This window comes from Blattabacterium sp. DPU, assembly GCF_011290385.1.
Classification (GTDB): Bacteria; Bacteroidota; Bacteroidia; order Flavobacteriales; family Blattabacteriaceae; genus Blattabacterium.
The window spans coordinates 462,164-473,007 of sequence record NZ_CP049785.1; the positions used below are offsets into that span (position 1 = coordinate 462,164).

At 26.3% G+C, this 10,844-nt stretch carries 11 protein-coding genes, 1 tRNA gene and 1 pseudogene; 7 read left to right on the plus strand and 6 right to left on the minus strand.

The features are described from left to right. Positions 1 to 30: 30 nt before the first annotated feature. Together G9C01_RS02270 and smpB are read right to left on the minus strand one after the other, a co-directional pair. Positions 31 to 1,224 (minus strand): OmpA family protein, encoded by a 1,194-nt coding sequence (locus G9C01_RS02270; RefSeq protein ID WP_166265903.1) that lies wholly within the window; start codon positions 1,222 to 1,224, stop codon positions 31 to 33. Positions 1,225 to 1,272: 48 nt separating this feature from the next. Next, positions 1,273 to 1,722 (minus strand): SsrA-binding protein SmpB, encoded by a 450-nt coding sequence (gene smpB, locus G9C01_RS02275; RefSeq protein WP_166265906.1) that lies wholly within the window; start codon positions 1,720 to 1,722, stop codon positions 1,273 to 1,275. A 69-nt stretch (positions 1,723 to 1,791) separates the two neighbouring features. Between smpB and G9C01_RS02280 the strand changes: the two genes are divergently transcribed. From G9C01_RS02280 to G9C01_RS02295, 4 genes are read left to right on the plus strand one after another with little or no spacing between them, the layout of a single operon-like run. After that, on the plus strand, positions 1,792 to 2,649 hold the full coding sequence (locus G9C01_RS02280; RefSeq protein ID WP_166265908.1) for a transketolase: 858 nt from the start codon (positions 1,792 to 1,794) through the stop codon (positions 2,647 to 2,649). A gap of 11 nt (positions 2,650 to 2,660) precedes the next feature. Continuing rightward, the gene (locus G9C01_RS02285) at positions 2,661 to 3,629 is read left to right on the plus strand and encodes a transketolase family protein (RefSeq protein WP_166265911.1); all 969 of its coding nucleotides are present in this window, start codon (positions 2,661 to 2,663) and stop codon (positions 3,627 to 3,629) included. A gap of 3 nt (positions 3,630 to 3,632) precedes the next feature. Next, positions 3,633 to 3,962 carry a nucleotide pyrophosphohydrolase gene (locus G9C01_RS02290; protein ID WP_166265914.1) on the plus strand — a complete coding sequence of 110 codons (330 nt, stop codon included), beginning with the start codon at positions 3,633 to 3,635 and terminating at the stop codon, positions 3,960 to 3,962. 3 nt (positions 3,963 to 3,965) lie between these two features. Next, a complete protein-coding gene (locus G9C01_RS02295) occupies positions 3,966 to 5,222 on the plus strand; it encodes a 3-phosphoshikimate 1-carboxyvinyltransferase (RefSeq protein WP_166265917.1) in 1,257 nt (418 codons plus the stop codon). Here the strand turns inward: G9C01_RS02295 and G9C01_RS02300 are convergent. Then, positions 5,213 to 5,854, minus strand: a complete 642-nt coding sequence (locus tag G9C01_RS02300) for a C40 family peptidase (protein WP_242673928.1) — start codon at positions 5,852 to 5,854, stop codon at positions 5,213 to 5,215. The genes G9C01_RS02295 and G9C01_RS02300 overlap by 10 nt on opposite strands. 56 nt (positions 5,855 to 5,910) lie before the next feature. On the opposite strand from G9C01_RS02300, the gene G9C01_RS02305 reads away from it, so the two are divergent. The 3 genes from G9C01_RS02305 to murI all read left to right on the plus strand — a co-directional run bounded on the left by G9C01_RS02305 (position 5,911) and on the right by murI (position 7,485). After that, a tRNA-Glu gene (locus G9C01_RS02305) sits at positions 5,911 to 5,982 on the plus strand. A gap of 11 nt (positions 5,983 to 5,993) precedes the next feature. After that, complete coding sequence (gene rpsT / locus G9C01_RS02310) at positions 5,994 to 6,236, plus strand: 30S ribosomal protein S20 (RefSeq protein WP_166265920.1); 243 nt, start codon at positions 5,994 to 5,996, stop codon at positions 6,234 to 6,236. 436 nt (positions 6,237 to 6,672) lie between these two features. Next, positions 6,673 to 7,485, plus strand: coding sequence for a glutamate racemase (gene murI / locus G9C01_RS02315; protein ID WP_166265923.1), 813 nt, complete (start codon positions 6,673 to 6,675; stop codon positions 7,483 to 7,485). On the opposite strand, the gene G9C01_RS02320 is transcribed toward murI, so the two are convergent. From G9C01_RS02320 to G9C01_RS03120, 3 genes and pseudogenes are all read right to left on the minus strand, one after another. Next, positions 7,472 to 9,745: an NADP-dependent malic enzyme gene (locus tag G9C01_RS02320; protein ID WP_166265926.1), complete on the minus strand. Its 2,274-nt coding sequence runs from the start codon at positions 9,743 to 9,745 to the stop codon at positions 7,472 to 7,474. The genes murI and G9C01_RS02320 overlap by 14 nt on opposite strands. A 35-nt stretch (positions 9,746 to 9,780) precedes the next feature. Continuing rightward, entirely contained in the window at positions 9,781 to 10,236 is a 456-nt protein-coding gene (locus G9C01_RS02325; RefSeq protein ID WP_166265929.1) for a FixH family protein, read from the minus strand. 60 nt (positions 10,237 to 10,296) lie between these two features. Beyond that, positions 10,297 to 10,844 (minus strand): annotated as a pseudogene (locus G9C01_RS03120) (c-type cytochrome); the annotation flags it as partial.

Sequence of the window (10,844 nt, forward strand, 5' to 3'; positions counted from 1 at the left end):
AGCCTCTTTATTTTCAAGAGGCTTTTTTATTTATGATTTTCGTATTATGATTTCAACACGTCGTCCTTTTTTTTTTACTACTCCTAATCCTCTAACTTCTATCCTAGAAGGATCTACTCCTTTAGAGATCAAAGCTTCAAATACAGAATGAGCTCTTTTTAAAGATAAAATTTTATTATAATAAGATTTTCCATGAGCATCTGTATATCCATTTATGTAAAATTTAGAATTAGGTATACTATTTATCATAATTTTAGCAAATTCATTAATAATTGTCAAAGAACGAGGAGATAATGAAGATTTACCCAATCCAAAAAAAATAGGACTAAAAACTATATTAGGACATCCTTTGTTTTCTTTTTTACCAAATTTTGTAGGACATTTATCTTCGTAATCCGGAATATTATCTGAATCCGTATCAGGACAACCCTTAAATTTTTTTAATCCAAATTGATTTGGACATAAATCTTTCTGATCTAAAACTCCATCATTATCTGAGTCTTCTTGATCATTTTGCTTTTTATCACAAAAAATTTTCTTTTCCTCATTTTTTTCTTTTTCTTCAGAAAAAGAATTATCTTCTTTAGCTTCTGCTACAATTTTATTATGATTAATTTTTAAATTTCCGAAACGAAAAACAAATCCTACATTATGTTTCCAAAAATTTAAATAATCTTTTGTTTGTTTTGCAAACACATGATTATAAGTACTTTGAAAGTTTATACCCAAGTTAGAAACTATCCATAAATTTATTCCCAATCCTCCATCTAATAGAAAAAAATTTGTTTTATTTGTTTTAAAATATTTTGTCTCTGAAATTCTTAACTCTCTATTGATATAATTGTTGAATTTGTGATATCCTCCTCCTAATTTTAAATAAGGATCAAATTTTTTATAAGGAAAAATATATAAATTAACCCCATGACTTATTTTCACAAAAAAATTATTTCCTACTCTCCATCTAGTATTGTTTACCATTCCTAATGAAGCATCTAAATATACTCCTACATGCTTTTTTATATTATGTTCCAATTCTATACTAGAAATAATGGGATTAAAACTATTATTTTTTTTAAGAAGGAATCCTTTAAAAGGAGACATTATAGGATAATAATTGATGTCATGTGCTCCTATTTTAATAAACCATTTTTCTTTCGAATCTTGGGAAAATACAGAAGAAAAAAAAGTAAATAAAGCAACAATAAAAAAATTGACGTTTTTCATAAAACTATAATTTCTTTAAAATCTAAAACAAATATATTTAAAAATAAATTAAATGCGATTTTTTAATTTGAAAGATTGTTTAATTTCTCTAGATAAATCTTTTTTTCGTAAAAATTCACGTTTATCATATATTTTTTTTCCTTTAGCTAAAACTATTTTCATTTTTATATATCCTTTTTCATTAAAAAACAATTCTATGGGAATTAAAGTTAAACCTGTATTTTTTAATTTTTTATTGATTTTCACTAATTCTTGTTTTTTCAACAACAATTTTCTTTCTCTTCTGCTTGAATGATTCCAATTGGTTCCAAATTTATATTCAGCTACATACATATTGATGGAATATAACTCTCCATGTTTCATTTGACAAAAACTTTCCATGATATTAACTTTATTTTGTCTTATTGATTTAACTTCTGTTCCAAATAATTGTATTCCAGCTATATAATATTCTATGAAATGATATTTAAATCTCGCTTTTCTATTTAGAATACTCATAATTAATTGTTATTTTTGTGAAATAGTCAAAATAAATTACAAAAATATACAAACAAAAAAATTGAAAAAATGAATGGACGTTATTTAAAAGATTTGTGTATTCAAGTGAGAAGGGACATTTTACGCATGGTCAATGATGCAAAATCAGGACATCCTGGTGGATCTTTAGGATGTACAGAGTATTTTGTAGCTTTATATCAAAAAATAATGCATTATAATCCAAGTCAATTTTCTATGGAGGGGAAAGAAGAAGACCTCTTTTTCTTATCTAATGGACATATATCTCCTGTTTATTATAGCGTATTAGCTCGTTCAGGATTTTTTCCAATTAAGGAATTATCTACTTTCAGAAAATTAAATTCTCGTTTACAAGGGCATCCTTCTGTACATGGAGGGGTCCCCGGAATACGAATTGCTTCTGGTTCATTAGGACAAGGAATGTCTGTTTCCATCGGTGCAGCTTTATCAAAAAAGCTCAACAAAGAATTGAATAGGATTGTTTACAGTTTACATGGAGATGGAGAATTAAATGAAGGACAAATTTGGGAAGCCGTTTTATACGCAGGATCTAGAAAAATAGATAATTATATAGCTACTATAGATTATAATGGACAACAAATAGATGGATCTACAGATGAAGTCTTACCTTTAGGTAATTTAAAAAAAAAATTTGAATCTTTTGATTGGAAAGTTCTAGAAGAATTAGAGGGGAATAATATTGAAAAAGTGATTAACATTTTGAAAAAAGCAAAAAATGAAACAGGAAAAGGAAAACCTATTTTAATCATATTATATACCCAAATGGGATATGGTGTTGATTTTATGATGGGCAACAATACATGGCATGGAAAATCTCCTAATGAAGAAGAATTAAAAAAAGCTTTATCTCAACTTCCTGAAACTTATTTAGGAGACTACTCATTATAAAATTTTATTTTATGAAAAAATATGAAAATCAAGGGCTGAAAGAAACTAGAGCTGGCTTTGGAAATGCTTTAACTTTTTTAGGAAGAACAAATCAAAAAGTAGTTGCATTATGCGCAGATTTAAAAACTTCTTTATTTATGGATCAATTTTCCCAAGAATTTCCTGAAAGATTTTTTCAAATAGGAATAGCTGAAGCTAATATGATGGGAATAGCAGCGGGACTTAGTATCGGAAAGTATATTCCATTTACTGGAACATTTGCTAATTTTGCGACATCTCGTGTTTATGATCAAATCCGTCAATCTATTGCCTATTCTTACAAAAATGTAAAAATATGCGCTTCTCATTCTGGGTTAACCTTAGGAGAAGATGGAGCAACACATCAAAGTTTAGAAGATATCGGAATGATGAAAATGTTACCTGGCATGACCGTTATTAATACTTGTGATTATAATCAAACTTATGTAGCTACTTTAGCTATATCTAATCACTTAGGACCAGTGTATTTACGTTTTGGACGTCCTGCTGTATCCAATTTTACAGATATAAATCAGACATTTGAGATAGGAAAAGCAATAGTATTAACGGAGGGTAAAGACGTAACTATTGTTAGTACAGGGCATTTAGTATGGGAATCTTTAGAAGCGGCTAGAATTTTATATGAAAAAAAGGGGATAGAATGTGAAGTTATTAACGTTCATACAATTAAACCATTAGATGATGACACCATTTTAAAATCTATTAATAAAACAAAATGTATTGTTACTGCAGAAGAACACAACTATTGGGGAGGATTAGGCGAAAGTATCGCCAGAATATTGACAACTCATAATAGATCTTTTATTCAAAGTTTAGTAGCTGTAAACGATACTTTTGGAGAGAGTGGAAAACCTATGGAACTTTTAAAAAAATATAATATTGATTGTGATTCGATTATAAATCATATTCAATTTGTTTTAAGTAAAAAAAATAAACTATAAATATTGGAAATTAATAATTTACAAAAGTTAGTTCATGATTGGATAGTGAATCATGGAATTCGTTATTTTGATATATTGACAAATACAATCCTTCTATCTGAAGAAGTAGGTGAAGTTTCTAGAATTATTGCTAGAAATTATGGAGAACAATCAAAAAAAAGAAATTGCAAAAAAAATGAAGATCTCGGAAAAGAATTATCAGATATACTATTTATTATAGCTTGTTTAGCTAATCAAACCGGAATTGATTTAGAAAAATCTTTTCATAAAAAATTAAAAGAAAAGGAAATTAGAGATCATATCAGACATCATGAAAATAAAAAATTAAAATGAAATATGTATTCTTACATTAATATTTATAGTAAAAATAATTCTTTATATGGTTCTATATCTATAACAGGATCTAAAAGTATATCTAATCGTCTTTTAATTTTAAAAGCTATTTATAAAGATGATATTCACATAGAAAATCTTTCTAACAGTGAAGATACCGAAATACTAAAAAAAAGTTTAATTAGTACTTCTGCTATATTAGATATTCATCATGCTGGAACTGCTATGCGATTTTTAACCTCGTATTTTTCTATACAAGAGGGAAAAAAAATAATATTAACAGGATCAGATAGAATGAAAGAAAGACCTATTTTTATACTCGTAGAAGCTCTTCGAAAACTGGGATCTAAAATTGATTATTTAGAAAAGGAAGGATTTCCCCCAATACAAATTTTAGGAAAAAAAATTTTAGGAGGAAAAATAGATATGAATGCAAAAGTGAGTAGTCAGTATATAAGTTCTCTTATGTTAATAGCTAGTCAATTTCAAATGGGGTTGAAAATTTATCTAAAGGGAAATATTACATCCATTCCTTATATAAAAATGACTTTTGATTTACTGACTCTATCTGGAATAAAAGTAGATTGGAAAGAAAGGATTATTCATATTTATCCAGTAAAAAATAAGGGAAAAAAATATTTTTATGTAGAATCAGATTGGAGTTCTGCTTCTTATTATTATTCTATGGCTGCTATTGCAAAGAAAAGTCATATCATTTTACGTTCATATAACAATACTAGTTTGCAGGGAGATAAAGAAATTTCTTATATATATGAAAAATATTTTGGAATTTCTACCGTCTTTGATAAAGATAAAAACGTAATAATATTAAAGAAAAAATTTAATTTTTTTCCCTATAAATTTATTGAATTAAATTTAAATAAAACTCCAGATCTCGCTCAAACCATTGTAGTTACTTGTGCTGCCATTGGTATAAAATGTAGTTTTAAAGGATTAGAAACATTGAAAATTAAAGAAACAGATAGATTACAAGCGTTAAAAAACGAGCTGTCAAAATTTGGAGTAATAACAAAAATCACCGATTCTTGTTTAGAAATAACAGATTATTATAGGAAAAAAATTGATAAATTTGTTAGAATTAAAACTTATCAAGATCATAGAATGGCAATGGCTTTTTCTATATTTGGATTATGTTCTAATTTCATACAAATAGAAAATCCAAATGTTGTAGAAAAATCATATCCTAATTTTTGGAAAGATTTAAAATCTTTAGGTTTTTTAATTGATTATTATGAATAAAAAAGAATTCTTCTTGCCATGATAAATTTATGATTCCAATATTTTTGATATAATTGAGATATAATTACTCCATTAGATGTAGAAGCATGAATAAAAAATATGTTATTATTGCTAATATGTGTTACCATTCCTACATGATTAATTTTTTTGGATGTTCCTGTTGCAAAAAATAATAAATCTCCTTTTTTTATTTGTTTTTTTGGAACAAAAAAACCAATCTTAGCTTGATTGTAAGAAATACGTGGTAAGAATATTTTATAATACGCAAAGATATTTTTTATAAAAGCAGAACAATCTATTCCATTTTTGTTTTTTCCTCCATATTTATACGGAGTAGATATATAATCTATAGCTTTTTCTATAATAGATTCTGTCTGTTCTTTTTTTTTTAAAAAAAGTTTTTGATTCAAAAATTGAAAATAATTTTTAGAATTATCTCTATATATATTTTGTTTTTTCTTTTTAAAAGAAATTCTTTCATATTTATTATTGGATTCTACATTTCCATATAATGAGATAGAAATAAGGTAATAATAAAAAATTATAAGTAAAAAAATTTTATAATTTATGATAAACTTTTTTTCTTGTTTTAAATACCACCGATAAAAAAAGAGAGACTCAAATGTAAACAAAATACTTGTATTAAATATAAAAAAAATTTAATTTGTGTCATTAATTTTTTTACAAAGGCCCATTCGTCTATTGGTTAGGACGTCAGGTTTTCATCCTGGAAAGAGGGGTTCGATTCCCCTATGGGCTATAATAATCATTATGGCAAATCATTCATCCTCTTTAAAAAGAATCAGACAAAATCATACTAGGCGTTTACGTAATAAATATATATATAGAAGTACTAAAACAGCTATAAAAAAATTGTTAACAGATAAAAATGAAAAACAATATTCTATTGTTATTTCTATGATAGATAAATTGTCCAAAAAAAATATTATACATGTAAATAAAGCTGCACGATTGAAAAAAAAATTAAGTAAAAAATTATTCCTAAATCCATGAAATTTTTACTAAAAATTCATCATTATATAGCTTGTTTGTTGATGATTCTTTTTTTCATGGAAATGATATATATTTTATGGCATAAAAAAACATTTCAAAATACAAATCGAGTTTTTTTTTTATAATTGTATTGAATTTTACAGTATTCATTATGCTTTTTCAAATTTTTATAGGTTTACTGTTAATGCTTTCCCATTTTTTTTATTTATTCAGAAATGGAATTGAAATTATTGAAATTTTCAAACAAGAAAAAATTCGTTTCAAGTTCATTGAACATCCAATTATGATGATTATCAGTTTTGTTATGTTTCTTTTTTTTTGTAAAAAATTATATCAAAATCAATATACAAAAATTACTCATACGGTTTTATTTTTATTTTTTATATCGGTATTAGCTTTTATATTTCGATTTCCTTTTTTTTAATTTAATTTGAATATGAAAATCAATCCATTATCTCCAATAGGAATATTTGATTCTGGAATTGGTGGACTTATTATAGCCAAAGAAATGAAAATTCAAATGCCTAATGAAGATTTTATTTATTTCGGAGACACAAAAAATATGCCTTATGGAGAAAAATCCCAAGAATTTATTCGAAAAAATTCTATGAAAATCGTTTCTTTCCTTTACAAAAAAAAATGTAAAGCAATAGTTATAGCATGTAATTCTATCGCATCTAATGCTTTGGATCTGATTCAAAAAAAATTTCATAAAAAAATATTAATATTTAATGTTATAGATCCTGTAGTAAAAAATACTATTTTTCTTTCTTATAAAAAAATAGGAATAATCGCAACACCTGCTACTATACATTCAAATTTTTATCAAAAAAAAATAAAAAAATACTATCGTCATATAGATCTCGTTCAAATGTCCACTCCTTTATTAGCTCCTATTATAGAAAATGGATGGGAAATAGAAAAAATAAATCCTATCATAGAAAATTATTTAAATCATTTCAAATCAATAGATGCAATATTATTAGCTTGTACTCATTATTTATTTTTAAAAGAAAAAATAGAAAATTTTTATCATGGAAAAGTTCATTTGATTGATATACAGAAAATAGTAGTGCAAGAAATCAAAAAAAAACTGAGTAAAAAAAAATTATTATGCTTACATCCAATCTGGAATAGGTCTCCTATTTTTTATACATCTAGTTCTATTCCCTTTTTTTTTGAAAAAAAAGTGCGAATTCTTTTTGGAAAAAAAGTGTTTTTTAAAACACATATTTTTAATTTTTTCTAATTTGTGCATCGATTACAGCTAAAGTGGTTAAATTAACTATTTCTTCTATGCTAGATTGCATTTGCATAACATGTGCAGGTTTTCGCATTCCTAACATAACAGGTCCTATAGTTTGAACATCTCCTAATCCTCTAATAAATTTATAAGTCAAATTACCTGATTCTAAATTTGGAAATATAAAAATGTTTGCTTTTTTTTTAACAAGTTTAGAAAAAGGAAATTTATTAGACAATAAAAATTCATTTAAAGCAAAATCAGGTTGTACTTCTCCATCTACTATCAAATCTGGATATTTTTTATGTAAAAAAGCAACTGTTTGAGAAACTTTAGAAGATGTTTTTGTATTAGATGAAAAATTTTGAAAAGATAACATAGCTATATGTGGTTCAATATCAAAATTTTTAACGACATGGGATGCCATTAAAGCTATTCTAGCTAACTCTTCACTTGTTGGATCTGGAATAACAGCTGTATCTGCTAAAAATAGAGGTCCACGTTTTGTTAATAAAATCATCATTCCTGCTGTTTTGTGAACACAATCAGCTTTTCCGATTACTTCCAGCATAGGACGTAAACTTAATGAAAAACTTCTAGAATATCCCGTAATAACAGCATCTGCTTTCCCTTGATCTACCATCATAGCTCCAAAATGATCATTAGTACGCATACGAATTTTTGAATCATATAAAGTTAATCCTTTTCTATTTCTTCTTTTCCAAAGAATTTGGGAAAAGTATTCTACTTTTTTTACTTCTTTTTCTGGATCTATAATTTCTAATTCAACATCTAAATTATTTTCATGAATTAAACTTTGAATACGATCTTCATTTCCTAAAACTATAGAATTCAAAATAATTCCTTCTTCATGAAGAATTTGAACAGATTTTAAAATATCGTATTCTTCTCCATTACAAAAAACAACTTTTTTAGGATTTGTACGTGCTCTATTTTGAATCATTCTAAGCATTTTACTTTCATATCCCATTCTATCAAGTAATTTTTCTTGATAAATTTTCCAGTCTAATATAGGATTCTTTGCGACTCCAGAATCCATGGCCGCTTTGGCTACAGCAGGAGCAACACGAGTAATTAAACGATTATCAAAAGGTTTTGGAATAATATATTCTTTTCCAAAAGAAATATTTTTTTTATTATAAACAATATTCACCTGTTCTGGTACTGGTTCTTTTGCTAAAGAAGCAATGGCATGTACTGCTGCAAGTTTCATTTCGTCATTAATGACATTCGCATGAACATCCAAGGCTCCCCTGAATATGTAAGGGAATCCCAAAACATTATTCACCTGATTAGGATAATCACTTCTTCCTGTTGCCATAATAACATCTGAACGTACTTTAATCGCTAAATTGTAATCTATTTCTGGATCAGGATTTGCCATAGCAAATACAATAGGATTTTTAGCCATGTTTTTTAACATATCAGTAGTTAATATTCCTCCTATAGATAATCCAATAAAAACATCTACGTTCTTAATAGCCTGTTCTAATTTTTTAATGGGAAAAGTATTTACCGCAAATTCTATTTTTTCTTCATTCAAATCTTTCCTTGAAAGATGCAATAAACCCTTACTATCAAACATAAGAATATTTTCAGGTTTAACTCCAAGTTTTTTGTATATCCTAGCACAAGAAATTGCGGCAGCACCAGCTCCATTAACTACCATTTTAATTTCATGAATTTTTTTTCCTACATAAGTGATAGCGTTAAGTAGTGCTGCTGCCGAAATAATAGCTGTCCCATGTTGATCATCATGCATAACAGGAATATTAAGTTCTTTTTTAAGTCTTCTTTCTATTTCAAAAGCTTCTGGAGCTTTTATATCTTCTAGATTAATCCCTCCAAAAGTAGGAGCAATAGCTTTTACAGTTTCTATAAATTTTTCAGGATCTGATTCGTCTATTTCTATATCAAAAACATCAATCCCAGAAAATATTTTGAATAAAAGAGCTTTCCCTTCCATAACCGGTTTAGAAGCTAACGCTCCAATATTTCCAAGACCCAATACAGCAGATCCGTTAGTAATTACGGCAACAAGATTCCCTTTAGATGTATATTTATACACTTCTGTAGAAGAACGAGCTATTTCCTTGCAGGGTTCAGCAACTCCTGGAGAATAAGCAAGAGATAAATCTCTTTGACTACTATATTTTTTTGTAGGAGTAATTTGTATTTTTCCAGAGGGAAACTGACTATGGTAATTTAAAGATTCTTTACGAAAATTTCTTATATTTTTTCTCATTATGTTTAATAATATTAAAAATTTGAAAACAGTATTTATATATTTTGATTCCAAAAAATATCTTTTTCAAAAAAATATTTTTTATCTGTTTTCCATCTGATTATAAGTTTATAATATCCTTTTTTTAAAAATTTTTTAGGAATCAATAATATTTTTTTGGAAGATTTCAATATTTTAAAGGATTTTGTAAAATCTAAATCTTTGGAAGAAGATCTAAATAAAGTAAAAAAACCATGAATATCATTGTTAACAGGTGGAAATATTATTTCAATTCCAGAATATAAAATCAAAACTTTGATTTTTATAGGAAGTTGTAACACATTTTTTTTCTCATTTATAATTTCTTGATATTTCATTTCTTCTTCATAATATCTATTTGATACAAGTTGACTTCCTACATGTGGAAAAAAGAAAGCAACGTAAATAATAAAGATTATAAAAATAACCAAAGATAACACGATTCCAGTATCCCAATTGAATTTGATTTTCATAATTAAAACTTATAGTTTTTTTTTTATAAAAATAAAGCTTATGTAATAATAATGAATGATTTATATCTTACTCCATTCTTTTATCTTCGTTCCTTGAGGGACTTTTCCTGTCAAAGGTTTTTTTGATTTTTTATTGATAAAATAAACATAACTAGATATTTTTTCAATATCATTTCCTTTAATTTCTCCGGATTTACCAAAAGCACGCATAGTTGGGTTATTAGTACTACCATTCCATATTACGTAAAATATATTTTTAAATAAATCTTTCTCTTTTATATTGATCCAATAATCATCTGTTAAATTAGGGCCTACATTCCCACTTCCATCAGATTGATGACAAGTAGCACAATTTTCTTCGAAAAGAACTTTGCCATTATTGATTAAATTCTCCTTAAAATATGCATTCTCTATAGTTACTTGTGGAGTTTTTTTTTCAAAAATTTCAATTTCTCTTAATTGATTTTTGTAAGATAAATCATATTCCTTATAAGGATTAGAAAAATCTATTAATAAATAAGAAAAAAAATAAATTGCTGAAAAAACAATTGTAAGATAAAAAAGATGAATCCACCACATAGGAATTAGATAATAAATTACCTATGTGG

Coding starts and splice junctions, on each gene's coding strand:
- G9C01_RS02270 (WP_166265903.1), bottom strand. CDS start 1,224: ATGAAAAACGTCAATTTTTTTATTGTTGCTTTATTTACTTTTTTTTCT.
- G9C01_RS02320 (WP_166265926.1), bottom strand. CDS start 9,745: ATGAGAAAAAATATAAGAAATTTTCGTAAAGAATCTTTAAATTACCAT.
- rpsT (WP_166265920.1), top strand. CDS start 5,994: ATGGCAAATCATTCATCCTCTTTAAAAAGAATCAGACAAAATCATACT.
- murI (WP_166265923.1), top strand. CDS start 6,673: ATGAAAATCAATCCATTATCTCCAATAGGAATATTTGATTCTGGAATT.
- smpB (WP_166265906.1), bottom strand. CDS start 1,722: ATGAGTATTCTAAATAGAAAAGCGAGATTTAAATATCATTTCATAGAA.
- G9C01_RS02325 (WP_166265929.1), bottom strand. CDS start 10,236: ATGAAAATCAAATTCAATTGGGATACTGGAATCGTGTTATCTTTGGTT.
- G9C01_RS02285 (WP_166265911.1), top strand. CDS start 2,661: ATGAAAAAATATGAAAATCAAGGGCTGAAAGAAACTAGAGCTGGCTTT.
- G9C01_RS02280 (WP_166265908.1), top strand. CDS start 1,792: ATGAATGGACGTTATTTAAAAGATTTGTGTATTCAAGTGAGAAGGGAC.
- G9C01_RS02295 (WP_166265917.1), top strand. CDS start 3,966: ATGTATTCTTACATTAATATTTATAGTAAAAATAATTCTTTATATGGT.